The 24,899-nt window shown below is 67.4% G+C and carries 23 protein-coding genes, 1 tRNA gene and 1 pseudogene; 17 read left to right on the forward strand and 8 right to left on the reverse strand.

The annotated features are described in order from the left end of the window. Genes ASG43_RS01415 through ASG43_RS01445 form a run of 7 tightly spaced genes read left to right on the forward strand, consistent with a single transcriptional unit; the run spans position 1 to position 7,257 of the window. On the forward strand, positions 1–993 hold the full coding sequence (locus ASG43_RS01415) for an ABC transporter ATP-binding protein (RefSeq protein ID WP_056499436.1): 993 nt from the start codon (positions 1–3) through the stop codon (positions 991–993). Continuing rightward, on the forward strand, positions 990–2,006 hold the full coding sequence (locus tag ASG43_RS01420; protein WP_056499439.1) for a dipeptide ABC transporter ATP-binding protein: 1,017 nt from the start codon (positions 990–992) through the stop codon (positions 2,004–2,006). The genes ASG43_RS01415 and ASG43_RS01420 overlap by 4 nt, the downstream gene beginning before the upstream one ends. Next, positions 2,003–3,427, forward strand: a complete 1,425-nt coding sequence (locus ASG43_RS01425) for an ABC transporter substrate-binding protein (RefSeq protein WP_056499442.1) — start codon at positions 2,003–2,005, stop codon at positions 3,425–3,427. Before ASG43_RS01420 ends, ASG43_RS01425 begins: the two co-directional genes overlap by 4 nt. Beyond that, on the forward strand, positions 3,420–4,868 hold the full coding sequence (locus ASG43_RS01430) for an amidohydrolase family protein (protein ID WP_056499445.1): 1,449 nt from the start codon (positions 3,420–3,422) through the stop codon (positions 4,866–4,868). The genes ASG43_RS01425 and ASG43_RS01430 overlap by 8 nt, the downstream gene beginning before the upstream one ends. 16 nt (positions 4,869–4,884) lie before the next feature. Further along, positions 4,885–5,580, forward strand: a complete 696-nt coding sequence (locus tag ASG43_RS01435; RefSeq protein ID WP_056499446.1) for an aspartate/glutamate racemase family protein — start codon at positions 4,885–4,887, stop codon at positions 5,578–5,580. Further along, complete coding sequence (locus tag ASG43_RS01440; protein ID WP_056499447.1) at positions 5,564–6,496, forward strand: dihydrodipicolinate synthase family protein; 933 nt, start codon at positions 5,564–5,566, stop codon at positions 6,494–6,496. Before ASG43_RS01435 ends, ASG43_RS01440 begins: the two co-directional genes overlap by 17 nt. Further along, complete coding sequence (locus tag ASG43_RS01445) at positions 6,487–7,257, forward strand: SDR family oxidoreductase (RefSeq protein WP_056499448.1); 771 nt, start codon at positions 6,487–6,489, stop codon at positions 7,255–7,257. The genes ASG43_RS01440 and ASG43_RS01445 overlap by 10 nt, the downstream gene beginning before the upstream one ends. 204 nt (positions 7,258–7,461) lie before the next feature. Here the strand turns inward: ASG43_RS01445 and ASG43_RS23690 are convergent, their stop codons facing one another. Further along, positions 7,462–8,877, reverse strand: coding sequence for a calcium-binding protein (locus tag ASG43_RS23690; RefSeq protein ID WP_056499449.1), 1,416 nt, complete (start codon positions 8,875–8,877; stop codon positions 7,462–7,464). A 336-nt stretch (positions 8,878–9,213) separates the two neighbouring features. Between ASG43_RS23690 and ASG43_RS01455 the strand changes: the two genes are divergently transcribed. Further along, on the forward strand, positions 9,214–9,618 hold the full coding sequence (locus tag ASG43_RS01455) for a host attachment protein (RefSeq protein WP_056500929.1): 405 nt from the start codon (positions 9,214–9,216) through the stop codon (positions 9,616–9,618). Between the two features lie 226 nt (positions 9,619–9,844). On the opposite strand, the gene ASG43_RS01460 is transcribed toward ASG43_RS01455, so the two are convergent. Beyond that, positions 9,845–9,921, reverse strand: a tRNA-Met gene (locus ASG43_RS01460). 197 nt (positions 9,922–10,118) lie between these two features. On the opposite strand from ASG43_RS01460, the gene ASG43_RS01465 reads away from it, so the two are divergent. Further along, positions 10,119–11,069, forward strand: coding sequence for a Gfo/Idh/MocA family oxidoreductase (locus ASG43_RS01465; RefSeq protein ID WP_056500932.1), 951 nt, complete (start codon positions 10,119–10,121; stop codon positions 11,067–11,069). 3 nt (positions 11,070–11,072) lie between these two features. Here ASG43_RS01465 and mnmA read toward each other — a convergent pair whose 3' ends face one another. Next, on the reverse strand, positions 11,073–12,239 hold the full coding sequence (gene mnmA, locus ASG43_RS01470) for a tRNA 2-thiouridine(34) synthase MnmA (protein ID WP_056500935.1): 1,167 nt from the start codon (positions 12,237–12,239) through the stop codon (positions 11,073–11,075). Between the two features lie 297 nt (positions 12,240–12,536). Here mnmA and ASG43_RS01475 point away from each other — a divergent pair, with 297 nt between their 5' ends. Further along, positions 12,537–12,830, forward strand: coding sequence for a DUF1153 domain-containing protein (locus tag ASG43_RS01475; RefSeq protein ID WP_056499450.1), 294 nt, complete (start codon positions 12,537–12,539; stop codon positions 12,828–12,830). Between the two features lie 437 nt (positions 12,831–13,267). Here ASG43_RS01475 and ASG43_RS01480 read toward each other — a convergent pair whose 3' ends face one another. Then, entirely contained in the window at positions 13,268–13,627 is a 360-nt protein-coding gene (locus ASG43_RS01480; RefSeq protein WP_156386442.1) for a flagellar export protein FliJ, read from the reverse strand. A 378-nt stretch (positions 13,628–14,005) separates the two neighbouring features. Here ASG43_RS01480 and ctrA point away from each other — a divergent pair, with 378 nt between their 5' ends. Further along, on the forward strand, positions 14,006–14,701 hold the full coding sequence (gene ctrA / locus ASG43_RS01485; RefSeq protein WP_056499452.1) for a cell cycle two-component system response regulator CtrA: 696 nt from the start codon (positions 14,006–14,008) through the stop codon (positions 14,699–14,701). Between the two features lie 85 nt (positions 14,702–14,786). On the opposite strand, the gene ASG43_RS01490 is transcribed toward ctrA, so the two are convergent. Together ASG43_RS01490 and ASG43_RS01495 are read right to left on the reverse strand one after the other, a co-directional pair. Further along, a complete protein-coding gene (locus ASG43_RS01490; protein WP_056499454.1) occupies positions 14,787–15,164 on the reverse strand; it encodes a response regulator in 378 nt (125 codons plus the stop codon). 426 nt (positions 15,165–15,590) lie between these two features. Beyond that, positions 15,591–16,211: pseudogene (locus tag ASG43_RS01495) on the reverse strand (histidine phosphotransferase family protein); the annotation flags it as partial. Between the two features lie 260 nt (positions 16,212–16,471). On the opposite strand from ASG43_RS01495, the gene ASG43_RS01500 reads away from it, so the two are divergent. Further along, positions 16,472–17,053, forward strand: a complete 582-nt coding sequence (locus ASG43_RS01500; protein ID WP_056500942.1) for a DUF1134 domain-containing protein — start codon at positions 16,472–16,474, stop codon at positions 17,051–17,053. A 173-nt stretch (positions 17,054–17,226) separates the two neighbouring features. Next, complete coding sequence (locus tag ASG43_RS01505; RefSeq protein ID WP_056499456.1) at positions 17,227–18,330, forward strand: hypothetical protein; 1,104 nt, start codon at positions 17,227–17,229, stop codon at positions 18,328–18,330. A gap of 81 nt (positions 18,331–18,411) precedes the next feature. On the opposite strand, the gene ASG43_RS01510 is transcribed toward ASG43_RS01505, so the two are convergent. Then, positions 18,412–19,227: an RNA methyltransferase gene (locus tag ASG43_RS01510; protein WP_056499458.1), complete on the reverse strand. Its 816-nt coding sequence runs from the start codon at positions 19,225–19,227 to the stop codon at positions 18,412–18,414. 375 nt (positions 19,228–19,602) lie between these two features. Here ASG43_RS01510 and ASG43_RS22445 point away from each other — a divergent pair, with 375 nt between their 5' ends. Beyond that, entirely contained in the window at positions 19,603–19,962 is a 360-nt protein-coding gene (locus ASG43_RS22445; RefSeq protein ID WP_156386329.1) for a hypothetical protein, read from the forward strand. Beyond that, complete coding sequence (locus ASG43_RS01520) at positions 19,959–20,417, forward strand: hypothetical protein (RefSeq protein WP_056499461.1); 459 nt, start codon at positions 19,959–19,961, stop codon at positions 20,415–20,417. The genes ASG43_RS22445 and ASG43_RS01520 overlap by 4 nt, the downstream gene beginning before the upstream one ends. Here the strand turns inward: ASG43_RS01520 and ASG43_RS01525 are convergent. Next, entirely contained in the window at positions 20,384–21,316 is a 933-nt protein-coding gene (locus tag ASG43_RS01525; protein WP_056499462.1) for a DMT family transporter, read from the reverse strand. The genes ASG43_RS01520 and ASG43_RS01525 overlap by 34 nt on opposite strands. A gap of 258 nt (positions 21,317–21,574) precedes the next feature. On the opposite strand from ASG43_RS01525, the gene ASG43_RS01530 reads away from it, so the two are divergent. Further along, positions 21,575–22,867 carry an adenylosuccinate synthase gene (locus tag ASG43_RS01530; RefSeq protein ID WP_056499464.1) on the forward strand — a complete coding sequence of 431 codons (1,293 nt, stop codon included), beginning with the start codon at positions 21,575–21,577 and terminating at the stop codon, positions 22,865–22,867. 249 nt (positions 22,868–23,116) lie between these two features. Beyond that, positions 23,117–24,886 (forward strand): hypothetical protein, encoded by a 1,770-nt coding sequence (locus ASG43_RS01535; protein ID WP_056499466.1) that lies wholly within the window; start codon positions 23,117–23,119, stop codon positions 24,884–24,886. The last annotated feature ends 13 nt before the right edge of the window (positions 24,887–24,899 follow it).

The raw sequence follows: 24,899 nt of genomic DNA on the forward strand, positions 1-24,899 counted from the left end.
ATGACGGCTGAACCGCACCCTCTGTTGCGCGTGCGCGATCTGCGCACCTGGTTTCACACCTTCGCCGGCGTCGTGAAGGCGGTGAACGGCGTCAGCTTCGATCTGGCGGCAGGCGAGATCATGGGGCTCGTCGGCGAGTCCGGCGGAGGCAAGTCCGTCGTCGGATATTCGCTTCTGGGGCTCATCGACCCGCCGGGCAGGATCGAGGGCGGGTCGATCCTCTTCGACGGCGAGGATCTCGCGACGGCATCGGAGAAGCGGTTGCGCCAGATCCGGGGCCGGGAGATCGCGATGATCTTCCAGGATCCGATGACCTCTCTGAACCCGGTCCACACGATCGGTCGCCAGATGGACGAGATGCTGCGTCTGCACACCGATCTCGACAAGGCGGCGCGCCGCAGGCGTTGCATCGAGGTCCTCGAGAACAACGGCATCTCGCGGGCGGACGAACGCCTGGACAGCTACCCCCATCAGTTCTCCGGCGGCATGCGGCAGCGGGTCGTCATCGCGATCGCGCTTCTCGCCAAGCCCCGCCTGATCATCGCGGACGAGCCGACGACCGCCTTGGACGTGACCATCCAGGCGCAGATCCTCCGGCTGATCCGCCGCGAGATCCGCGAGCAGGGCACGTCCCTCATCCTCGTCACCCACGATCTCGCGGTCGTCGCCGAGATGGTCGACAAGGTCGCCGTCCTTTATTGCGGCCGCGTGGTGGAGATCGGTCCGGTCCGGCAGGTGCTGGAAGCGCCGAGCCATCCCTACACGCGGGGGCTGATCGACTCCATTCCCGATCCCGACCATCGAACGCCCCGGCTGAACCAGATTCCGGGCACGGTGCCGGACGTCCGGCATCTGCCGACGGGATGCGCCTTCCGCGCCCGCTGCTCCCGGTCGCAACCGCTCTGCGGCGAGGTCGAGCCTTCGCTCACGCCGCAGCTCGGCGGCGGCAGCGCGGCCTGCCATTTCCCCCTGCGCGCGGGAGAACGGCCATGACCGCCATGCTCGAGGTCGAGGGTCTCCGGCAGGAGTTCCGGCTCAATCCCGGCCTTCTCGAACGGATCAGCCTGAAAGGCGGTCGCCTTCATCTGAACGAGCTGGTGGTGCGGGCCGTCAACGGCGTCAGCTTCTCCATCGCCAAGGGAGAGGTCCTGGCGATGGTCGGCGAATCCGGTTGCGGCAAGTCCACGTTGGCCAAGGCCGTCGCGCGCATCTACCGGCCGACGGGCGGCGCCATCCGCCTCGACGGCGAGAACATCGCGGACCTCAGCCCTTCGGCCCTGCTGCCGCATCGATCGAAGATGCAGATGATCTTCCAGGATCCCTACGCCTCGCTGAACCCCCGGCAGAAGGTGCGCGACATCGTCGCCGAGCCGCTGCGCGCGCAATCGGGCCTCTCCCCTCGCGACATCCAGGAGCGCGTTTCGGTTCTTCTGGCGAAGGTCGGCCTGAACGGGGAACATGGCGGGCGCTACCCGCACCAGTTCTCCGGCGGCCAGCGCCAGCGGATCGGCATCGCACGCGCTCTGTCCGTCCATCCCGGCCTGATCATCGCGGACGAACCCGTTTCCGCGCTCGACGTCTCCGTACAGGCCCAGATCCTCAACCTGATGATGGATCTGCGCGACGAGTTCGGGCTCGCCTATCTCTTCATCAGCCACGATCTCTCCGTCGTGCATCACATCGCGGACCGGATCGGCGTGATGTATCTCGGCTTCCTCGTCGAGATCGCGCCGCGCGACGGGCTCTTCGCCCGGCCTCGGCATCCCTATACGCGGGCTCTTCTTTCGGCCGCGCCCAGCATCCATCCCGCGCGCTCGCGACCCGAGATCGTGCTGAAGGGCGAGGTGCCGAGCGCGCTGTCGCTTCCGAGCGGCTGCTGCTTCCGCAACCGCTGCCCCTACGCCTGGGAACGCTGCGCCGTGGAGCGACCTGTTCTTCGCGACGTCGGCGGCGACCAGTCCGTCGCCTGCCATTTGACGGACGAACCCGAAAGAGACACGCCATGACCGCGCCCGTCGTCATTCTCCAGCGGCGGGCCGAGCTCGTCGATCCCCACGACTGCACCGATGCCGCCGACGATCTGTCGATCCTTTCCGCCGCGCTGGAAACCCTCGTCCGCCGCGTCGGAAGCGACGTCGTCCCGCAGCTGGCGGAACGCTGGACCGTCAGCGACGATGCCTGCCGCTGGGCGTTCGTGCTCCGGGCGGGCGTCCTCTTCCACGACGGGACGCCATGCGACGCGCCGGCCGTCGCACAATCCCTCCGTCGCATGGCGCGCGAGGACAAGGGCTACACGCTGGGAGCGCCCGCCGTGTGGCGGCAATATCTCGGGACGGCCGAGATCCATGCACAGGGCCTCGATCTCCAGATCACCCTCGGCGAGCCGATGGCCGATCTCGTCGACGTTCTGGTGCAGGGCTTCATCCTGTCGCCCGCCTGCCTCGAACGATTGGACGACGGCGAACTCGACGCCATGGTCGGCACGGGTCCCTATCGGGTCGAAACCGCTTCTCCCGGCGAGGTGCAACTGACGCCGGCCGCTTCGTCATCGAACCTGCCGCCGCTGACCTTCCGGGCGATGCCGGACGCTGAAGACCGCGCGAACGCCTTGCGCGCCGGACAGGCGCATGTCGCCACGAACCTGCCGTTCGCGAGCCAGCTGGGACCGGGCGTCACGCGGGTGGAAAGTCTGAACCCCGTCGCGATCATCTTCCTCATGAACGCCGTCAAGGGGCCGCTGACGGACAGCCGACTGCGCCGCGCGCTGGATCTCGCGCTCGACCGCGAGGCGCTGGTTCGCGACGTCATGGAGGGTGGCGCGCATCCGCTCTACGGCTTCGTCAGCCCCGTCCATTTCGGCGCCGAACCGGCCGTGGCGCGTCCGGCCGACCGGGACCTCGCGCGCCGCCTGCTGGCGGAGGCCGGCCATCCCGACGGGCTGACGCTCGGCGTCTCCTGCCCGACCCGACTGCCGGACGAGGCGGTCCGGCTGACCGCGGCGCTGGCCGATCAACTGTCGCGGATCGGCGTCACGCTGGACGTGACCTATCACGAGGATCGCGAAGCCTATGCGCATCAGGTCCGCCGCAAGGAGATCCGGGACCTCGCCGTCTTCGACTCCAGCCCCCTGTCGACCTACCGCGTCCTCGTCGAAAAGCTCGACGCGCGGGTCGAGGGATCCTGGTGGGAAGGCTACCACAATGCCGAGGTCGAAGCGCTGATCGATGCGGGCCGCCGCTGCCCCGACCGGGAGAAACGGGCAGCGATCTACCGTCGGGCCTATCGCGCGTTGCAGTCGGATCCGCCATGGCTGACGCTCTACAATCCGGTTCGCGTCGTCGGTCTGGCCGGCGACCACCCGCACTATGCGCTGGGATCGGATGCGGTGCTCGATGCCGCCGGACTGCCGATGGTCGCCCATGGCTGATCTCATCGTCTCCGGCGCCTTCGTCATCACCATGGACCCCGCCCGACGGGTGATCGCCGACGGCTCGGTCGTCATCGAAGACGGCAAGATCCTCGCGATCGGTCGACGCGACGAGATCGAAAGCCGCTTCGCTGCGCCCGAGGTGCTCGACGCGGGCGGTACGGTGATGCTGCCGGGCCTCATCGACGTTCATGCCCATGCAGGGCACGGTCTGATCAAGACCATGGGCATGGAGCAGGGCGATCACTGGGAGGAGATCTGCGGCAAGGTCTACACCACCGCCTCGCCGCCGGAATTCTGGTATGCCGAAGCGCGGCTGGCGGCCCTGGAGCGGCTTCGCTTCGGCGTGACCTGTGGCGTGTCGCTGCTGGGCGGGGGCGACACGATCATGCGCACGGACGATCCGTGCTACGGGTCGGCGCATTGCGAAGGCGTCGTCGACATCGGGACGCGCTCCGTCGTCGCGGTCGGCCCGACCCGGGCGCCCCATCCCCTCGCCTACGCGACACGCGACGCGGACGACCGCCCGGTCCCCTACCCCGTCGGGTTCGATCGCCAGATGGCGACCTGCCGCGACCTCATCGACCGGTGGCACGGAACGGCGACGGTCGACATCGCGCTCCTCTACCCCGTCCTGCGCGACGAACACGAAGCCTCGATGCCGCCGGACGTCTATGCGCAGGCCTGCCGTCAGGCGCAGACCGTTCGCGCGCTGTCACGCGAGCGCGGCACCTTGTTCACGCAGGACGGGAACTGGCGCGGATCGATCCGCCGAGCCGAAAGGCTGGGCCTTCTCGGACCCGATGCTCTTCTGTCCCACTGCATCGATCTCCACGAGGACGAGATCGGGCTCTGTGCCGAGACCCAGACGCGGATTGCCCACAATCCCTCCGCCATCGCCTCGATCCTGGGGCGCTGTCCCGCGATCGAACTGATGGAGGCCGGCGCGGTGGTCGCCATCGGCTCGGATGCCACGGCGCCGGATCGCTCCGGGGACATGTTCCGCCACCTGCAGCAGGCGATGCATTACCACCGCCGCCATTTCCGCGATCCCTCCGTCCTGCCGCCCGGCAAAGCGTTGGAAATGGTCACGATCGACGCGGCGAAGGCGATCGGTCTCGACGATCGCATCGGTTCGCTGGAGACGGGCAAGGCCGCGGACCTGATCCTCATCGACATGCGGCGCCCCCACCTCCATCCCGTCAACATGGAGCCGTTTCGGATCGTCTATTTCGCCAATGGCAACGACGTGGATACGGTGATCGTCGGCGGCAGGATTCTGCTCCGCCAGGGCGTGCCGGTTCACACCAATCCCGCCGCGGTTCTGTCGGATGCGCAGCGCGAGGCGGAGCGGATGATCGACCGCATCGACGCCCGGCACCTTCTGGCGCTGCCGGACGGGTTCTGGGGCCACGCGCGCTATCCCGCATCCCCGGCATGACCACGGACATCCATCCATGACGATCTACATCATCAATCCCAATTCCAGCCGTCTCGTCACCGACGGCATCGACCGAGCCCTGGAGCCGCTCCGCGCGGCCAGTCCGGTCCCGATCGCGGCGATCCAGCTCGACGAAGGTCCGAAGGGCATCGAGACCCAGGCCCATGTCGACGGCGTCGTATCGCCGCTTCTCGCCCGCGCCGCGTCCCTGGAGGCGGAGGCGTCCGCGTTCGTCACGGCCTGCTTTTCCGATCCGGGCCTGGCGGCCTTGCGCGAGCAGAGCCGCCACCCCGTCCTCGGGATCGCGGAAAGCGCGATCCTCACGGCCATGACTCTGGGACAAAGGTTCGGGATCCTGTCCATTCTCTCCCGCTCGGTCCCGCGCCACCTGCGCATGCTTGGCGCGATGGGGGTGATGGATCGTCTCGCCGCCGATCTGCCGCTCGAACTCGGCGTCGCCGAACTGGCGGACGGCGACCGGACCCTTGCACGTCTGCGCGAGGTCGGATTCCACCTGCGCGACCGCCATGGGGCGGAGGTCGTCATTCTGGGCTGTGCCGGAATGGCGAGCCACCGCGCGGACCTTTCGGCAGCGCTCGGATGCCCCGTGGTCGAGCCCTGCCAAGCGGCCGCCGCCATGGCGATCGGGCGCGTGGCCCTCGCCAGAGCCCACGCATCGACGAAAGGACCGACCATTGCCACGTCTCACTGAAGCCGCCGAGGGCGTCTACGTCATCGCCGTCACGCCCTTCCACCCCGATGGGGCGCTCGATCTCGACAGCACCGATCGGATGGTCGACTTCTACCTTTCGGTCGGCGCGACGGGCCTGACCGTCCTCGGCATGATGGGCGAGGCGCAGAAGCTGACGATCGAGGAGTCGCAGATCGTCGTCCGCAGGATCCTGTCCCGCGTCGACGGCCGGGTCCCCGTCGTCGTCGGCGTCTCGGCGCCCGGTTTCGCGCAGATGGCGTCGCTGACGCAGATGGTGATGGAGGACGGCGCCGCCGGCGTGATGATCGCGCCGCCATCCGCTGTGCGAACCGACGACCAGGTGGTCTCCTACTATGCGCAGGCGGCAAGCTTCATCGGCGACGTTCCGTTCGTTCTGCAGGACTTTCCTCTCGTCACGAACGTGCAGATGTCGGTTCCGGTCATCCGCCGCATCGTGAACGAGCTGCCCGGCTGCGTCTGCCTCAAGCACGAGGACTGGCCGGGCCTCGACAAGATCACGGCGCTGCGCGCGCCAGGAGCGCTCGATCGCCGCATCTCGATCCTTTGCGGCAATGGCGGCATGTTCCTGCCCGAGGAGATGGGCCGTGGCGCGGACGGCGCGATGACGGGCTTCGCCTATCCCGAGATGATGACCGACGTCGTCCGCCTCGCCAGGGCCGGAGAGGCCGAGCGCGCGCGGGACGTCTTCGACGCCTATCTCCCGCTCGCCCGCTACGAGCAGCAGCCCGGCATCGGCCTCGCCGTGCGGAAATACACGATGGCGCGGCGCGGCATCATCGCCAACGGGGCCCTGCGCCGGCCGGGCATGGCCCTGGGCGCGCAGACGATCGCCGAGATCGAGCACCTCATCCAGCGGCAAGAGCGACGTTTGAAGGACCTGAACGAATGGATCTGAAGATCGACGGAAAGCGGGCGCTCGTCCTCGGCGCCAGTCGCGGCCTCGGGCGCGCCGTCGCCGAGGCCCTCCTTGCCGAAGGGGTCGAGGTCATCGCGGTGGCGCGCCGCAGGACCGCCATCGACGCCTGGGCGGGCACCTCGGCCGCGGTGACGGCAATGGAAGCGGACCTCTCGGACCTCGCCTCCATCGACGCTCTGGCGGACGCGGTGCTGGCGCGCGGCGGCGTCGACATCCTCATCAACAATTCCGGCGGCCCGCCTCCGGGCCTCGCGGCGACGACGAGCCGCGGCGACTGGCTCGTCCAGTTCGAGGCGATGGCCGCCCATCTCTTCCACCTGACCGGCAGACTGTTGCCCGGCATGCGCGAGCGCCGGTGGGGCCGGATCATAACCATCGCCTCCTCCGGCGTGGAACAGCCGATCCCCAATCTCGCGCTGTCGAACGGCGTTCGCGCCGCCGTGGTGGGCTGGTCGAAGACGCTCGCCGGTGAGGTCGGGGCGGACGGCGTTACCGTGAACGTCGTCCTGCCCGGGCGCATCCAGACGACCCGCGTCGACGAACTCGACAAGGCGTCGGCCGCCCGCACCGGCGCCTCCCTGGAATCGGTGCAGACGGCGTCGGCCGCCGCGATCCCCGTCGGCCGCTATGGACGCCCCGAGGAATTCGCCGCCGTCGTGACCTTCCTGGCGTCCGAGCAAGCGTCCTACGTCACGGGAAGCCGGTTGCGCGTCGACGGCGGCGCCGTCCGGTCGATCTGAAACGGTCAAGCTGCGCGAGGTCCGGACGGGGAGATCGGTCGCGCGATCGAACAGGCCCTGCGCCTGGCGGTCGACGCCGGCCCGATACCGTCCTGCGAACCCGTCTCGTCCGGGCGGCCGCAATGCCGGCTGCAGCCCCGCCTCCCTCCCGATCGGACGAGGCTCCCGTTCCTTGGGAACGCGCACCGGCGAGCGGTTGAAGGGCTAGAGGAGGAGGAGGTCGCCCGTGCGGCCTTCCAGAAGTCCGTAGCGGATGAAATGCAACGTCGCCTGCTCGTCGTTGTAGCTGCCGTGTCCGTCGGCGAAGGCGGCGCGCAGATCGTCGTAGTTCGAAAGGTAGTTGTCGACGCTGAAGCGGTCCGTCGCCCGGGCTTCGGCGAAGCCGGTGCTCTGATAATGGTCGAGCGCGGCCTTGCGAATGCTCGCTTCCGTTGCGCCGGCTCCACCGAACGCTTGGCGCAGATCGAGGGACGAGGCGACATAGTCGAGGGGATCGCTGGCCAGTCGATGTTCCGCCGCGCCGGTCTGGATGTAATGCGTGGTCGCCGCCGCCTTGTCCGATCCGAACGCCGACTGCAGGTCGGCATGGTTCTTCAGATATTGCGCGACCTCGAAGGTGATCCCGACGGATCGGTTCTCCAGAAATCCGCTCGCCGCGTACTGAGCAAGACCGCGGCTCGCGATATCGCTGCTCGAACCGGAGCCGAGAGCAGCCCGCAGATCGGCGAAACTGGCCACATAGGCCAGGGGATCGACGCCGAGCCGATGCTCGCGGACGCCGGATTCGAGGTAGTGCAACGTTGCGGCGTAAAGGTTGGAGCCGAACTGAGCGCCGAGATCCCGATAGCTCGTGAGATAGGCTGCGGGATCGAAGCCGTCGACCACGCGGCCCTCGAACGAACCGCTCTCGACATAGTGCCGAACAAGCGCCGCGGCGTCGCTGCCGAAGGCCATGGCGAGATCGAGATGGCTGGCGCCATATCGCAGCGGGTCGAAGTTCGGAAGGGCGTCGCGCGCGACGACCCGCCCCGAGCTCTCGATGGCTTCGGTCTCGACGATCGTGTCCGTGGATCCGTCGGCACGATCCATGGCGTAGAGCGTCGCGCCGTAACGAACGAGACGATGGCCGGCGCCGTTGAACGCCTCGAGAACGACGGAGTCGAAACCGCCGCCGCCATTCACGAGGTCCGAACCCTTCCCGCCCGTGATCTGATCGTTGCCGTCCTCGCCATAGAGCGTGTCGCGACCCACCCCGCCCCAGAGAACGTCGTTGCCGCCGCGCGCGAAGATCTTGTCGTTGCCGGTTCCAAGAGCGATGAAATCTGCGCCGTCGCTACCGGTTGCCTCGTCGCTCCCGGAAAGGCCTCGAGCCGTGACGGCAGCCTTGAGCTGGTCGAACTGGAACTGGGCATAGTCGTGGATCCGACCGGTCGCCGGATCGAACATCCATTCGACTGTCTGGGAGGCCGCCGCCGCGGTGGAGGCATCGAGATGATATCCGGCGCCGCTTCCGGCGGGATCGGGCGCCGAAAGCCCGATGAACTGGAAGCCGGCTTCCGCGGAGCCACCAATGGGCTCGATGTTGCGCCAGGGCCCAACGATGCTCGGTGTCGATGCCATTGCGATCTTCTCCGTCTGCCCGGCCTGCCGCCGGACGCCTGCGTCGACAGCCGTCTACTAAGGTCTGCTTACATCACTTGCGCGGCCAGCACGGATCCCCGAACCTGGAATCCCTTCGTATGGTGAAGAGAGCGGGTCTCCTTCCGGGCGTGCCGAGCCTGCGGCTCGAAGGCGGGAAGCACGGTGACGCTCGGCCGGCATCGAGCGTCGCGCCCCATTCGGCCGAACCGGGACCATCGCCGGTTTGATCGCCCGACCGGAGCGATCTGCGCACTCGCGCGTTGGTCGATCCGATGAGAGGCGGCGTTTGATCGCTGCCTAGGATTGGAGACGAGCATGCAGATTCCCAAGGGCGCGACGGTTGCCGTTGCCGATGGCCGCAAGATCAGCCTCTTTCACAATGCCGGCGACGAAGCGAACCCGAACCTGACCGCCGTGTCCGTCGGCGACGTCAACACCGACAACAAGAGCGGCGGAAAAGGCCATTCGAGCAGTTCGGCGAACCCCGACGACAACACGCAGGACGAGGACGGGTTCGTCGCAGGGGTTGTCGACATCCTGAACCAGCAGGTGCTGACGGGAAAGATCTCGAAGCTCGTCGTCATCGCCTCGCCGCGCGCCCTCGGCGAGATGCGCAAACACTACCACGCCAAGCTGAAGGACGTCCTCGTCGGAGAACTTCCCAAGGATCTGACGGGTCAGACCAGCGCCGACATCCTGAAGGCCCTGGCGGCCGCCTGACGCAGCACGAGACGTCCGTCGGCATCCCATGGGGTTGCCGGCGGATCACTCTCTCCACGGCCGGTTTGCCCGACGCAACACCACGTCCCCGCCGTCGAACGCGTCCCATCTCGCCCACCATGCCGAGTGCCCCGCCAACGGCGCTTGCGCGATCGAGATGCGCCGCGACGCGTCGCGGCAGCCAAAACAGAGACGGGCTACGTGGCAAGCGATTGTAGAGGTGAGATGGTAGCGGGAGAGGGACTTGAACCCCCGACACGCGGATTATGATTCCGCTGCTCTAACCAACTGAGCTACCCCGCCCCGGGAGCGCGAATTTCGTCGCGCTCAGGCTGGGCGGATATAGAGGGGGCGGGGGTCGGCTGTCAAGCGCCTGCCATCGGGATCGCGAGTGCCGTCGCCGGCGGTTGATCCGGCCGTCGGAGCATGGCAGTCGTCCCGGCGAGCGTCGTCGCGATCCCGGGCGGCCAAGACGTTCGGCCATGGGCAAGGAGCTTCTCATGTCACCTCGGATCGGCGTCATCGGCTGCGGGCAATGGGGGCGGAACCATGTGAAGACGCTCGCCGGCCTTGGCGCTCTGGCTTGCGTGGCGGACCGCGATGCGGAACGGGCAGAGGACCTGGCAGGCCGCTTCGGCGTTCCCGCCCTTTCCCCCTCCGCGGCGCTGGCATCGCCCGCGATCGACGCTGTCGTCCTCGCCCTCCCCGCTGCCCTTCATGGCCCGATGGCGCGCGAAGCGTTCGCCCGCGGCAAGGACGTCCTGATCGAGAAGCCGATCGCCCTCGATCAGGATGATGCAAACCGGACGGCGACGGCGGCGCGCGAGGCCGGGCGCATCCTGATGGTCGGCCATCTCATGCGCTTCCATGCGGGCTTTCGCGAACTCGCCCGGCTCGTCGCCGCAGGACGCATCGGACGGCTCCGGCATATCGTCTCCAACCGCCAGGGGCTCGGCCGCTTCCTCGGCATGGATGCCGTCTGGGATCTTGCGCCGCATGATCTGTCGATGGTGCTGCACCTCTCCGGCGAGACGCCGAACGGCATCGAGACCGCGCGCCGCACCGTGCTCTCGGATGCGACCGACATCGCCGACATCGCCCTCGCGTTCCCCTCGGGGCTGACGGCCGGAATCCACGTCTCGCGGGTCTCGGCCTATCGCGACCGGCGCTTCTCCGCGATCGGCACGGACGGCATGCTGGTGCTGGACGACCTGGAGCCGCAGGACCGCAAACTCGCCTTCTACGGCCACGAGGTGCGCCGCGACGGCACGGCCTTCACCTTCAAGACCGCAGAACCCGCTTATCTGCCCTTCGCCGCCGGGCAACCGCTCGACGCCGAGCTCCGCCACTTCATCGACTGCATCGCCTCGCGGCGTCAGCCCGAAACGGGCGCGTCCGAAGCCGTCGAGACGGTGCGGATCCTCAGCCTCGCATCGCCTCTCGCACCCTGACGGTCAGCCGACGGCCCGAAGGCGCTGCGGCGCCGCCGAGGCCATGCGATCGCCGCGGGCGATGATCCCGCCGCCGAGCACGCGGCTGCCGGCGGCCTCGGCTTCGTAGAAGACGCAGGCCTGACCGGGCGCGACCCCTTCCTCGCCGATGGCGAGGTCGACGACCGTCCCGGCCTCGGTTTCGAGAAGGCGAGCCGCGATCGGAGGCCGGGCGGAACGAACCTTGACCACGACGTCGCGTGGCTCGCCTTCGTCGAGCCGCCCCTCTCCCAGCCAGTTCACTTGGCGAAGCGTGAGGCGCCGCGTCTCCAGCGCCTCCCGTGGCCCGACCACGACCTGTGCGCTGGCCGCATCGATGGCGACGACGTAGAGCGGCTCGGCCGCCGCGACGCCGATGCCCCGGCGCTGGCCGACGGTGAAATGCAGGATCCCGGAATGACGGCCGAGGCGACGTCCGTCGAGGTGGACGATGTCGCCGGGCACGCCCGCGCCGGGCTTCAGCCGCTCGATGATGTCGCCATACCGGCCCTTGGGCACGAAGCAGATGTCCTGACTGTCCGGCTTGTCGGCGACCGCGAGACCATGACGAGCGGCGATCGCCCGCGTCTCGCTCTTACCGAGCCGGCCGAGCGGGAAGCGCAGGAAGTCGAGCTGCTCCTGCGTCGTCGCATAGAGGAAATAGCTCTGATCGCGATCGAGATCGGTCGGGCGGTGCAGCGTGCGGCGCCCGTCGGCGCCCGCCCGGCTCTCGATGTAGTGCCCGGTCGCCAACGCATCCGCGCCGAGATCGCGCGCCACGGCGAGAAGGTCGCGAAACTTGACGGTCTGGTTGCAGGAGACGCAAGGGATCGGCGTTTCCCCGGCCAGATAGCTCTCCGCGAACGGCTCGATCACCGAAGCGCGGAACACCGCCTCGTAGTCGAGGACATAGTGAGGGATGCCCAGCGTTTCGGCGACGCGCTTGGCGTCGTGAATGTCCTGACCCGCGCAGCAGGATCCCGCGCGCTTGGGCGCCGAGCCGGAATCGTAGAGCTGCAAGGTGATCCCGACCACCTCGTATCCCTCTTCCGCCAGCAGCGCCGCCACCACGGAGCTGTCGACGCCGCCCGACATGGCGACGACGACGCGCGTGTCGGCCGGCTTCTTCTCGATATCGAGGCTGTTCGTCATGGTCGCACCCTTGTTCCGCACCGCGGATATCGGCACCGAAACCATCCGCTTTTAGACGTGCGCCCTAAAAAAGCCAAACGTCGGGAACGATCGGCCGCAACGGCTCGCTTCAGTGCCAATCCACTGTAAACACGCGTCAATTGTGGCGAAGGCAGGGTTCCGGGATTGTCCCTTCGCCCATCGTTCGGGTCGATGCGTCGGCATCTTATCAAATCATTACAGTAGGTTTAGCGGATTTTTAAAAGCGCGGCGCTAGGGTCGGGGGCGATTAGGTCTTTGAGTGTAGTAGAGAGTGCAATGACCGATCAGGTTAGACCCAGAGTGAAGTACGTCATCGGCCCTGACGGCAGCCCATTGACGGTCGCAGACCTTCCGCCGTCGAACACCCGTCGCTGGGTCATCCGCCGCAAGGCGGAGGTCGTGGCGGCGGTCCGTGGAGGACTCCTCAGTCTCGAGGAAGCCTGCACGCGATACACGCTAACGGTCGAGGAGTTCCTGTCTTGGCAGATCTCGATCGACAGCCACGGTCTCGCAGGCCTGCGCACGACGCAGCTGCAGGAATACCGCAAGAAGGTCGACCTCCACCACTGAGGAGTTCGACCAAGCCGATCCGTTCGACAAATCAGCCGGCTGACGCCGGCTTTTTTGCGTTCCCGACTTTTTTACCGTCCCGGTCTTGTGCGTTCCCGATGTTGTGCGTCCATGGACCGGCTGGACATCCCGGTCGGGCAAGCCGCTCCCATACGTTCGACGTCGGAAAGAGCGGCTAGGTCCGGAGCGACGGGGCAACGGCAAACGTCCCGCGAGGGCGATGCCCTGCGGGACCGGCGTCTGGAGCGTCGTCTGCGTTCATCGGGCACCGAGCGGAAGGCTCTCGCGCCGGGAAGCGGCGCACCGGGCCTCCACGATATCGAAAACCGAACGTCCGAGGGGATGGGGCCGCCATGTCGAAGCGCCCGTCCCTCGCGCGCCGCCCCTCGGTCGCTGCGCGAGGCCCGGGCGCGACGCCCCGGGCTCAGACTGTGTCGTCAGGCGCTGGCGGAGCGGCGCTCCTCGGCCTCGTCGCGCTGCTCGAGCTTTTCGGCATTGACGAGTTCGGCTTCGGCCTCCTCCTGCACGATGCGGGCGGCGTTGAGCTGTACCTTCAGATCCTTGACCGAATTGGTCAGGTTGTCGCGCCGGGCCCGGGCGGCCTTGGCGAAGGTCGGATAGGCGAAATGCGTGATGTCGGTGATGCCGACCTTCTTCTCCTCGCTCAGAATCTGCGCGTCGAGTTCGGCCGCCATGCGGGCGAACTCTCCCATCATCAACTCGAGCTGTTCGACCTGACGGCGTTTCTCGTTCACCTTGAAGCGCGTCAAGCGCACGAGGTTGTCCCGCTTCATGATCTCATCCCCGGTCGTTCCAACGGCCGCGACCGGCCGCCTGTTGTCGAGCGCGGCGGAGGTTTCAGGCAAGCCTCGTGGGCTAACGCTTTAACCGTCTGTTTACGCGCACCGTTAATCATAGGCACGAGGATTTAAGGCACGGTAAATCGGATCAAAGAGTTGCGGGAAAAACGGTCGGGACCCGACTGGTTCTACCGATCCATCGTTGAAATGAAGACCTGGGCCCCGAATGCCAATGAAACATCGCTTCGATCTCTGGCCGTTTTGGATAGCAGCATTTGTTAACCACTTCGTGTCATTTTTCGAGAACGGCCACCGCACGAACGACAGACTTGCCATCTTTTTCATGATGGCGAGCTCTCCGGAGAGGACTACCTGATGCGCGTTCTTTTGATCGAGGATGATAGCGCCGTAGCGCAGAGCATCGAATTGATGCTCAAGTCGGAGAGCTTCAACGTCTACACGACAGACCTCGGCGAAGAGGGTGTCGATCTGGGCAAGCTCTACGACTACGACATCATTCTACTGGATCTGAACCTTCCGGATATGTCGGGCTATGAGGTGCTTCGGACCCTGCGCCTGTCGAAGGTGAAGACGCCGATCCTCATTCTGTCCGGCATGGCGGGCATCGAGGACAAGGTTCGCGGTCTCGGCTTCGGCGCCGACGACTACATGACGAAGCCGTTCCACAAGGATGAGCTGGTCGCCCGCATTCATGCGATCGTGCGCCGCTCGAAGGGCCATGCCCAGTCGGTCATCATCACCGGCGACCTCACGGTCAACCTCGATGCCAAGACGGTCGAGGTCAACGGCCAGCGCGTTCATCTCACCGGCAAGGAATACGCCATGCTGGAGCTGCTTTCGCTCCGCAAGGGCACGACGCTGACGAAGGAAATGTTCCTGAACCATCTTTACGGCGGGATGGACGAGCCGGAACTGAAGATCATCGACGTCTTCATCTGCAAGCTGCGCAAGAAGCTCGCCACGGCGACCGAAGGCAAGAATTACATCGAGACCGTCTGGGGCCGCGGCTACGTCCTGCGCGAGCCGGAAGCCGACACGCGCGCCGCCTGATCTTCCCATCGTCCGCCGCGAAATCGTGCGACCTCGGAGGCCTCCCGGCTTTCGGGGTCGTTTTGCACAGGGGTCTTCGACGCCATCAGGCGGCCGCGCGTTCGAAATAGGCGTCGACCCATCCCGAAAGCGAGGCGCGGTCGAAGGGCTTGTAGACGAAGCCGTTGGCGCCCGCCCGCTTCAGCCGCGTCATCTGCCCCAGATTGGCCTCGACGAGCGAGCCGAGAATCACCGTCTGCCGGCCTCCGGCCCGCGCACGGACGGTTCGCACGAATTCGTCCGCCGCCATGTCCGGCAGGGCGGAAGCGGTGACGACGAGATCGAAAGGATGACCCGCCGAAAGCAGCACCAGGGCTTCGGTGGCATTGGCGGCGCTCTGCGCCTCGAAGCCGAGCTGGAAGAGGATGCGGCTCGCCACCTTCCGGATGACGCTGGACTCGTCGACGATCAGGCAGGTTCTCATCGGGCGCGGTCTCCGGCGGGTTCACTCGGAGCCGCAATGCGCCCCGACGACCGGAAGACTACCGCAGTGACTTTTCCGCATCATTGCGAAGGATGGGAAAGATTGCATGAAGTCTCCGACGACCTCTGCACGCTTTCCTAACCCGTTGCGCCCGGATGACCCGGACCGCAAGACACCGACCCGGAACGCCTCCTTCGGAGTTCTGCGCCCGGAAAAGCCCCTGACGGCCGGCGGCCATGTCTCGCCGAGACCGCCCTCGTCCCGTCAGATCTTGGGATCGGCAGCGTCGACGGTCGCGGCCGCGACGGCCACGTCCGGGGTTCCCTGCGCGGGGAGACCAGGCGCAAGCGCCTCGGCCGGCGCGTCGAGCTGCGCCTCGGACGGGGCCTGCGAAGCGGCGGCGGTCGCTTCGCGCTGGGGCGAGATCGTGAAGATCGCCGCGTCGTCCTTCATCTCGAGCGCGATCTCGAGCCCCGCCTCGCGAGCGAGCAGCAACGTGTAATAAGGCTGGACGCCGTGCGCGTCGATCGGTTCGGCCGGCGTCTCGCCCGCGAGAAGCGCACGGAACTTGGCGGGAACGCGAAGCGGAGTTCCGCTCGCGCGCACGACCGCGTGCACCTCCGGCTCCAGAGACGTTATGTCGACGGACACCGTCCGCCCTCTTGGCACGGAGGCGTTGGCGACGACGACGAGATTGAGAAGCAGCTTGGCGATGTTCTTCGGAACATAGGCGCGCTGGCCGGTCCAGCTGAGCTCGGCGCGCTCGAATCCCATGAAGCCTTCCGCCACCTGCCGGGCGTCGCCGAGATCGATCTGCGCGGCCGACGAGCCGGAAGCGCCATAGGCGATGCGCGCGAACTGGAGCTTGGCCACCGCGCTCTTGGTGGAATTGCGCACGAGCGCCATCGATTCCGGATCGTTCGGCATCTCGTCGAGAAGCTCCAGGCCGCTCTGCACCGCGCCGACCGGCGAGATGATGTCGTGGCAGAGGCGGCTGGCGAGGAGAGCGGCGAGATCCGGCGCCGATACTTCGGGAAGGTCCGTCATCGAGATCCGTTCGGGTCTTTGCGGTGGCAGGCGAGGCGGTGGCCGGCGGAGCGGCGGCCAACGAGGCGATGGAAGACGGTGGGCGGCCGCGATTCGCGAGCGCGTCCCTCCGCGCGACCATGAGTCCCTGCCGGCGAACCGTCAACCGCGGAACGACCGCCGTTAGGGGTTTGGGAACCCTGTTCTGTTGCAATCGGGAAACCATACGGCGTTCGTTGACGAAAGTCGTCCGCCCTCAGCTCCTCGGAGGAATGCAATCCATGCAGCGCTTCCCGCATGGCTTCGGCCGCCTCGTCCTTGCGGCCCTCGCGGCCTGCCTTTTCGCTCTCGGCGTCTGCGCCCCCGCGCGGGCGCAGTCGAACGGCTACACGATGGAGGAGATCGTCTCCAAGGGACACCAGTTCTTCGGCTCGACCTCCGGCGGACTGGCGACGTTGATCGAGAAGGCCTTCTCCGACAACGGTCTTCCCAACGGCTACATCCTCGGAGAAGAGGCCTCCGGCGCCTTCATCGGCGGTCTTCGCTTCGGCGAAGGCACGCTCTTCACCAAGAATGCCGGCGAGCACCGGATCTTCTGGCAAGGCCCCTCGCTCGGCTTCGATGCCGGCGGCGACGGCGCGCGGACCATGATGCTCGTTTACAATCTGCCGTCCGTGGAAGGCGTCTACGGTCGCTTCGGCGGCGTTTCCGGCGCGGCCTATCTCGTCGGCGGTCTCGGCATGACCTATCTGGCGCGCGGCGACGTGACGATCGTCCCGGTCAAGACGGGCATCGGTGCGCGGCTCGGCGTCAATCTCGGCTATCTCAAGCTGACGCCGATGCCGACGTGGAATCCGTTCTGACCGCTGATATGAAGACGTCCGAGCCCAGACTTCCCCGACGCAGCCGCCTGACAGATGCGCCGCTCTGACATAAGTACGTGCTCCGACAGACGACGACGCCACCGCCCGGCACCCGCAGCCCTTCTCGATCGGGGGGCGGTTCGGGACGGGCGGTTCGGGATGCAAGGACGGCCATGATCGCCAACACGCTGATCTTCCTGATGGGGGTCCTTGTCACTGCGCTGCTGGCGCTGATTCTGGCCCCGATCGTCTGGCGCAAGGCGCAAAGCCTCGCCCAGCGCGACTTCGAGGCGACCGTTCCGATCTCGGCGAACGAGATCCGCGCGGAGTTCGACCGGGTGCGCGCCGAGGCCGCCGTCGCCATCCGGCGGCAGGAGGTCATCTCCGCCGAGATCCGCGGCAAGGCCGCCAAGGCCGAAGCCGATCACGGCCGCAATCTCGTGGAAAGCGCGCTCCTGCAGAAGCGCAACCGGGACATGGAGCGCGCCATCGCCGACCAGGACTCGGAGCTGTCGGCGCTTCGAAGCGCCTATGCCGGGCAGACGGCGGAGATCGACGACCTCTCGCGCCAACTCGCCGAGAGCCGCCTCGATACCGATCAAGCCCGCGAAGAACTCGATGCCCTGGGAACGCAGTTCCGCGAGCTTCGCGACATTGCCGAAGAACGCAAGATCGAGCTCGTCGCCGCCGAAGCCAAGATCGAACGCCTGACGGATCGGGCCCGCCTCACCGGGCGCACGGAGGGAAGCGAGCAGGATTCCATCGAGAAACTCGCGGCCGAGCTCGCCGCCGCCCAGCGCAGCCTGCGTCAGGAGCGCGCCGCGCATGCGGTTCTCGAGGAGAAGGTCGCCGACCTCTCGAAGACGCTCGCCGGGCGTGACAAGGCGGCGCCGGACACGGCTTTCGAAGCCGCGGCGGCAGCCGTTCCGACTCCGATGCCCGCCGCGCCCGCCCGCGCTCCCCGGTCCCGCAGCCAGTGGTCGAAACCCGCCGTCGACGTCAAGGCGAGCGGATCCGCCCGCGTCCAGGCCGCCCTCGGGCGGCGTGAGGTGGTCCCGCTGGAAGCGGTTGAGAAAGCCGATATTCGGGAGCGGATCTCGGACGTCGCGGCGCGCGTCATCCGGATGACGGCTCTCGCCGAAGGTCCTCAGTCCCCCCTCGCCGCCCTTCTCGAGACCGCGACCGAAGCGGACGGCACGCGTGTTCCCGGCGAGCGGCCGACCCTGGCCGAGCGCGTTCGCCTTCTGGCCGAGGCCGAGCGCAAGGCCGCCTCCTAAGCCGCGGGAGTCCGCGGTCGCGCCAGCATCGGAAACGAATTGACGGCGCGTGGCAGCGGAAGAATCCGCGCCGCCACGACCTCAAGACAGCCGCCGCCGGGTGAAATGATGAAGCGCGATGGCGCCCGCCGTCGCGACATTCAGGCTGTCGTATCCCCCGTCCATCTCGATCCGCGCGGTCCTCAGCCGTTCGATCACCGCGTTCGGCAGGCCGGGTCCTTCCGCGCCCAGAAAGAGGGCGACCGGTCGATCGGTTTCGATGTCGGAAATCCCTTGTTCGGAGCCGGGCGTCAGGGCCAGGCATTCGAAGCCTGCCGCCGTCAGCATGCCCGCGATCGCCAGGGGATCGTCGAAACGCTCGAACGGCACGGTGAAGATCCCCCCGGCCGAAACACGGATCGCCTTGCGATAGAGCGGATTGCAGGACGTCGCGTCGACGAGGACGATACCCGCTCCGAACGCGGCGGCGTTGCGGAAGATGGCGCCCATATTGTCGTGATTGGCGATGCCGACGGCCACCACCACGGGTGCACCTCGCCTGGCGAGCGCGGCGAGCGCTTCGCCGAGCGGGCACGCCTTCGCCTCCCTCACCCGGCCGTGCGCGAGAACACCGCGATGGATGGCAAAGCCCGCGATCGCGTCCATGACGCCTCGATCCGCGACGTAGACGGGGACGCTCGGCGGCACGCCCGCCAAGAGGTCTTCGAGACCGGCCAGTCGATTTTGCAGGATGAGAAGGGCGTTCGCCTCGAAGAAGGGCGAGCGCAGCAGTTGCTCGACGACCACCGTGCCTTCCGCGATCAACCCGCCGCGCCCGGCCAGATCGCGTTCGCGGATATCGCGAAACGCTTCGATCCGGTCGTCCGTAGGCTGCTCGACGACGATGTAGCGGTCCATTCGCGCAGAGCTCTTTTCGCGACGCGGACAGACCGCATCCTCACCTCGACTCGCAGACGCCATCGACGACCTTGCGAAAGGCCCGATCCAGCCGAACCCGTTCGGCTCCGATCTATCGCGCACCGGCTGTCCTGTCGATCGCCCCCGACCGCTCTCGTGGCGAGCCGACGCGGTGCCGGGTCCTCGCGCCACCGGACGAAATCCACCGGAGGATGTCGCTCGACGACGCCGTTGCGCAGCGGCCGCTTCGACGAAGCCCGCCGGCCGACTCCCCTTTCGATCCGATGCGTTCACATCTTGTCCCGGCGCGCGATCGACAGCATCGCCTGTTGCACGTCCGGTGGATGCCCGGCCTGCCGCCTCGGACGCCGTTTCATGCTGAGGGCACAAGCCGATGCGGCGGCGTCGATCGTCGAAAGCGTCGTGTCGGAGGTCGCAGGCGTCGGCCCGTTGAGCCCGATGCCGGGGGCGCGGGTCGCCACGGACGGCGCTCAGACGCTCTCCGGCGAGATCGAGACGCTGCGGCACCGACCTGCCGCTTCCGAACCGTCATCTCCGGCGACATCGTGGAAAGCTTCGAACCGGCTCCAGGTGTCAGGCTCGACGAAGCTCAAACCGCCGGGTCGCTGCATTGCTCTTCACGCAATGCAACAGACCGGTGTCATCAAGTGTCCTCGTAAACGTTATAGAAGTCTTTACAACAGCTTCGATTCAGACGAACAAGTGTGGCCATGATGTATCGCGCGCCTGCTCTCCTGTCGATCGCGCTGGGTCTCTCCGGTTGCACGTCCCCCGCCATGCCGAGTCTCGGCTTCAGCGAGATGACTCTGCCGCGCGTCGAGATGTTCAACTACGCCATTCCGGACCGGTCGGTCCCCACGCAGCCCTACCAGCTGACGCCGATCGAGATCGATGCGATCAAGTCCAGCCTCTCGGCGGCCTATCTGGATGGCCGCGTCCTGCATTTCGGCCCGATCTCGGGACGCCGCGCGGCCGACAGTTCGGTCGTGGTCTGCGGTCTCGTCGATGTTCCGACCAAGGCCGGCGAATATTCCGGCATGCACCTCTTCGACGGCCGCGGCCTTCCCCAGGGAGATGGCAGCTTCGCCTTCGAGCCGCGCCGGATCGCAGGGCGCAACGCGCCGAGCATGGACGTCTATATTTCCTGCCGCGACGCCGGCGTGATCTGAGGCGCACGGCGCCCGCCGATCCGTTTCTCCGCCACCAGGATACCGACGAGGACGAGGGTCAGCGCCACCGCGTGGTAGGGATGCGGACGCTCGTCGATCACGAGGATCGCCAGCACCGCTCCGAAGATCGGCGTGAGGTTGACGAAGACGTTGGCCCGGTTCGGCCCGATCATCTCCACGGCCTTGATATACATTGATTGCGAAGCGATCGAGGCGAACAGCGCCGTGAAGACGACGATCGCCCATCCTGGCGCATCCGGCCATTGGGCGGACCCGGCCGAGACTTCGACGAGGACGATCGGGATCGACGTCGCGAAGGCACCGAGCGACAGGACGAAGATCAGGCTCAGCCAGTGGATGCTCGGCTTGGAACGGATGCCGACGGTAAAGCCGGCATAGAGAAGGACCGCGACCAGCATCATCGCATCCCCGCGATTGAGCTGGAGGTCGATCAGCGTCGAGAGGTCGCCATGCGCTGCGGTGAGCGCCACGCCGACGAGCGTCAGCGCGAAGCCGACGATCTGGAAGCGCGTCACCTGGGCACCGAAGAGCAGGAAGCTCGCGCCGAAGACGAAGAGCGGCATGGAGGCCTGTTCGATGAGAACGTTCAGCGCGCTCGTATAGGTCAGCGCCAGATAGAAGATCGCGTTGAAACCGGTGAAGCCGGCAAAACCGAGCGCCAGGAGGAACGGAAGGCGCGGACGGATCAGCGGCCAGTCGCGCCTCAGATGGCGGCTCGCGAACGGCGCCAGCAACGCCACCGTCAGCGCCCAGCGCAGGAAGGTGAGGACCATCGGCGAGACGTGCCCGACGGCGAGCTTTCCCGCCACGGAATTGGCGCCCCAGATCAGCGAGACCGATGCCAGGATGAGGTAAGGGTGGAGTAGGATGCGACGCATCGCGCTCCTCTACGCCGCGCGGGTCCCGCTTCATAGGGCGATCCTCTCCGAAATCCGGCAGCCGGATGCGGCGCGGACGTGTTCCGAGGCGATGCCCGGTGGAAACTCCCCTTCGGCTCTCGCATCGCGGGAAGCCCGCGACTATAGTGCCGCCGTTTTGACGGGGTGGTTTCGGTCGCCGCGCCGCTCCATCATGGGCGCGCGGCCGCGCGCCGCGCCACCGGACCAGCATGGGCCCTGCGCCCGCAAGGAGATCGCATGGCCAATGTCGTCGTCGTCGGATCCCAGTGGGGAGACGAAGGAAAAGGCAAGATCGTGGACTGGCTTTCGGAACGCGCCGACGTCGTCGTGCGCTTCCAGGGCGGCCACAATGCCGGCCACACGCTGGTCGTCGACGGCGTATCCTACAAGCTCTCGCTCCTGCCGTCCGGCGTCGTTCGCACGGGCAAGCTGTCCATCATCGGCAACGGCGTGGTCTTCGATCCCCATGCCTTCGTCGCCGAGACCAAGCGCCTGGCCGACCAGGGCGTCGTGGTGACGCCGCAGTCCCTGCGAATCGCCGACAACGCCTCGCTCATTCTCTCGCTCCACCGCGAACTCGACGCGATCCGCGAGAATTCCAGCAGCGGCACCAAGATCGGCACGACGCGGCGCGGCATCGGGCCCGCCTACGAGGACAAGGTCGGCCGGCGCGCGATCCGCGTCATGGATCTGGCCGACCTCTCGGTCCTGCCCGAGCGCATCGAGCGGCTGCTGGCGCATCACAATCCCCTGCGCCGCGGACTGGGCGAAGCCGAAATCGATCCGCAGACGATCCTCGACGAACTGACCTCGGTCGCAGCCGAGATCGTGCCCTATATCGACCGCGTCTGGCGCCTCCTCGACGAGAAGCGCAAGGCCGGCGCCCGCATCCTCTTCGAAGGCGCGCAGGGCACGCTCCTCGACATCGACCACGGCACCTATCCGTTCGTCACCTCGTCGAACACGGTGGCGGGACAGGCCGCGACCGGCTCCGGCCTCGGACCGGCCAGCTCCGGCTTCGTGCTCGGCATCACCAAAGCCTACACGACGCGCGTCGGCGAAGGACCGTTTCCCACCGAACAGGAAAACGAAATCGGCCGCTTCCTCGGCGAGAAGGGCCACGAATACGGCACCGTCACCGGCCGCAAGCGCCGCTGCGGCTGGTTCGACGCCGTCCTCGTGCGCCAGGCCGTCGCCATCAACGGCATTCACGGCCTCGCCCTCACCAAGCTCGACGTTCTCGATGGTCTCGACGAGATCAAGATCGCGGTCGGCTACCGATGGAACGGAAAGGTGATCGACTACCTGCCCGCGGGTTTCGCCGCGCAGCAAGAGGTCGAGCCGATCTACGAGACGTTGGAAGGTTGGAAGGACACGACCGCGGGCGCGCGCCGCTGGAGCGATCTGCCGGCGCAGGCGGTCAAATACGTGCGCCAGATCGAGGAACTCGTGTCTGCGCCCGTCACGCTTTTGTCCACCTCTCCGGAGAGAGAGGATACGATCCTCGTCCGGGACCCGTTCCAGGACTGATGGGAGTCGAGTCGGGGTCGGATCGCCGACGGCACGGTTGCCTGCCATGGCATCCGATCCCGGGTTAAGGCTTTGGCGCGACGTGTTTCCTCGACTTTTCCGCGCAAGGCGGATGGTTTAGGATGGATGAATGATGGTTTCGGCGCCTACGTGGCACGCCGATGATAAGACGAGCACCTGCGATCCATGGCGGATTTAAGCGCGGTTCTGCGCAAGACGATTGACGGATTGCCGAAGGCATCGCCCTCTATGAGAGGCAAGGTCTACGAGAAGGCGCGCGCCGCCATCTCGCGCCAGATCGAGGCTGCCAATCCGCCGCTGGCCGACGAGGTGGTGGCGGCCCGGCGCCATGCGCTCGAAGATGCCATCGCCCGCACCGAATCCCATTACGTGGCGTTGGAGTCGCCCGGCGCAGATGCCGGAACGTCGCTGGAGAGCAAACGGACGACGCGACGGGATGCGCCCGCTGCGCCCCTCACGCCACCGCCGGCGCAACCGTCCTCGCAGCCGCGCGGCGCGGCGGACACCGAGAGGACGCAGGCCGATCTGCCGCGCGGGGCCCCTGTTCCGCCCGTTGCCGATGCGCCGGTTTCGCGCGTCGATCCGCCGACGGCGCGCACGCTGACGACGCCCGCTGCGCTGAAGCCACCGGCTCGAGCCGTCGAGGCTCCGTCGCGCAGGGAGCCCGTCTTCTCCGAAGAACAGGCGACACCGCCCGCCCTCCCCGCCGGGCCACCGGTCCTGCCCGCCGGAATCGAACCGCGGGACGGGCCGGATGCCGTCGAAGCGCCCTTCGCGACGAACGAGGTCAAGCCCAACGACCGGCGCACGCCGCCGCGTCTCGAGGCTCCGCGGATCCTCGCGACCGAACCGGATGTCGGCCTCGACGAGGGCGCCATCCCGGCTGCGGACCTGCGTGCCCCGCGACAGACGAACGGCGCGCGTCGCGCCAAGTCGACACGCGCGGGCCAGCGGCGCGCCCCGGTCCTCGCCGCCGCCGGCGTTCTTCTCTTCGTCGGCGCCGGCACGGCCGCCTTCCTCTATCTCGACGAGATCCGCTCCGCCCTCGGCATCGGCGGCTCCACCGTCGCCGGCACCTCGACGCCGCCGGCCGAGGGCGGCGCCGCGGCGCCCGGAGGAACGGAGACCGCGGCGGCACCGCCGGCCGAGAGCCCGAGCGGAGCCGCGACGCAACCCAAGCGCCGCTTCACGCAGCGCCTTCTGCCCGACGGCACGGAGGTCGACGAGGGACCGGCGCCCGCCGTCGCCAATGCTTTCGACGAGGGCACCAACGTCGCCGCCGCCTCTCCCCCGAGCGCTGAGACGCAGGCGAACGCGATGTCGCCGACCCCCGGCACCGGCGAGACGCCCGCGCCCGCGGCCACGCCGACGCCCGACGCACCCGCTGCGGCTCCGGCGACCGAGACGGCTGCCGTCCGCACGCCGCCGGTCGGCGATGCCACGACGCCGGCGGTCGCCCAGAAGGCCGTGTTCTACGAAGAGCGTTCGGAGACGGAGGCCGGCACCCAGCGCGGCGGCAATGTCGTCTGGAGCGTCGTCAACGAAGCGCCGGCCGAAGGCCAGCCGCCGGAGCCCGCGATCCGCGCCGTCGCCGACATTCCCGAGGAGAACATTCGCCTGACGCTGACCATCCGGCGCAACACCGATGCGACGCTGCCGGCAAGCCACGTGATCGAATTGATGTTCGACACGCCGCCGAACTTCCCCGGCGGCTCCGTCGCCAATGTCCAGCGCCTTGCCCTGAAGCCCACCGAGCAGGCGCGCGGAGAGCCCTTGATCGGCGTCGCCGGCAAGATTTCGGACGGGTTCTTCATCATCGCGCTGAACAACCTCTCGGAAGCGGCCAACGCCAATATCGATCTGCTCAGCCGCGAACAGTGGATCGACATTCCCATCGCCTACGCGACCGGCCGACGCGCGCTGATGTCGATCGAGAAGGGTGTTCCGGGCGATCGGGTCTTCAAGCAGGCCATCGACGCCTGGGCCAGCAAGACCTGAAAAGGTCGTCCTG

Origin of the sequence: Aureimonas sp. Leaf454, assembly GCF_001424685.1 — a bacterium.
Classification (GTDB): domain Bacteria; phylum Pseudomonadota; class Alphaproteobacteria; order Rhizobiales; family Rhizobiaceae; genus Plantimonas.

Excerpts from the sequence above, each read along its gene's own strand:
- ASG43_RS01415 (WP_056499436.1), top strand. The coding sequence starts at position 1 with ATGACGGCTGAACCGCACCCTCTGTTGCGCGTGCGCGATCTGCGCACC.
- ASG43_RS01420 (WP_056499439.1), top strand. The coding sequence starts at position 990 with ATGACCGCCATGCTCGAGGTCGAGGGTCTCCGGCAGGAGTTCCGGCTC.
- ASG43_RS01425 (WP_056499442.1), top strand. The coding sequence starts at position 2,003 with ATGACCGCGCCCGTCGTCATTCTCCAGCGGCGGGCCGAGCTCGTCGAT.
- ASG43_RS01430 (WP_056499445.1), top strand. The coding sequence starts at position 3,420 with ATGGCTGATCTCATCGTCTCCGGCGCCTTCGTCATCACCATGGACCCC.
- ASG43_RS01435 (WP_056499446.1), top strand. The coding sequence starts at position 4,885 with ATGACGATCTACATCATCAATCCCAATTCCAGCCGTCTCGTCACCGAC.
- ASG43_RS01445 (WP_056499448.1), top strand. The coding sequence starts at position 6,487 with ATGGATCTGAAGATCGACGGAAAGCGGGCGCTCGTCCTCGGCGCCAGT.
- ASG43_RS23690 (WP_056499449.1), bottom strand. The coding sequence starts at position 8,877 with ATGGCATCGACACCGAGCATCGTTGGGCCCTGGCGCAACATCGAGCCC.
- ASG43_RS01455 (WP_056500929.1), top strand. The coding sequence starts at position 9,214 with ATGCAGATTCCCAAGGGCGCGACGGTTGCCGTTGCCGATGGCCGCAAG.
- ASG43_RS01465 (WP_056500932.1), top strand. The coding sequence starts at position 10,119 with ATGTCACCTCGGATCGGCGTCATCGGCTGCGGGCAATGGGGGCGGAAC.
- mnmA (WP_056500935.1), bottom strand. The coding sequence starts at position 12,239 with ATGACGAACAGCCTCGATATCGAGAAGAAGCCGGCCGACACGCGCGTC.
- ASG43_RS01475 (WP_056499450.1), top strand. The coding sequence starts at position 12,537 with ATGACCGATCAGGTTAGACCCAGAGTGAAGTACGTCATCGGCCCTGAC.
- ctrA (WP_056499452.1), top strand. The coding sequence starts at position 14,006 with ATGCGCGTTCTTTTGATCGAGGATGATAGCGCCGTAGCGCAGAGCATC.
- ASG43_RS01490 (WP_056499454.1), bottom strand. The coding sequence starts at position 15,164 with ATGAGAACCTGCCTGATCGTCGACGAGTCCAGCGTCATCCGGAAGGTG.
- ASG43_RS01500 (WP_056500942.1), top strand. The coding sequence starts at position 16,472 with ATGCAGCGCTTCCCGCATGGCTTCGGCCGCCTCGTCCTTGCGGCCCTC.
- ASG43_RS01505 (WP_056499456.1), top strand. The coding sequence starts at position 17,227 with ATGATCGCCAACACGCTGATCTTCCTGATGGGGGTCCTTGTCACTGCG.
- ASG43_RS01510 (WP_056499458.1), bottom strand. The coding sequence starts at position 19,227 with ATGGACCGCTACATCGTCGTCGAGCAGCCTACGGACGACCGGATCGAA.
- ASG43_RS22445 (WP_156386329.1), top strand. The coding sequence starts at position 19,603 with ATGCTGAGGGCACAAGCCGATGCGGCGGCGTCGATCGTCGAAAGCGTC.
- ASG43_RS01520 (WP_056499461.1), top strand. The coding sequence starts at position 19,959 with ATGATGTATCGCGCGCCTGCTCTCCTGTCGATCGCGCTGGGTCTCTCC.
- ASG43_RS01525 (WP_056499462.1), bottom strand. The coding sequence starts at position 21,316 with ATGCGTCGCATCCTACTCCACCCTTACCTCATCCTGGCATCGGTCTCG.
- ASG43_RS01530 (WP_056499464.1), top strand. The coding sequence starts at position 21,575 with ATGGCCAATGTCGTCGTCGTCGGATCCCAGTGGGGAGACGAAGGAAAA.
- ASG43_RS01535 (WP_056499466.1), top strand. The coding sequence starts at position 23,117 with ATGAGAGGCAAGGTCTACGAGAAGGCGCGCGCCGCCATCTCGCGCCAG.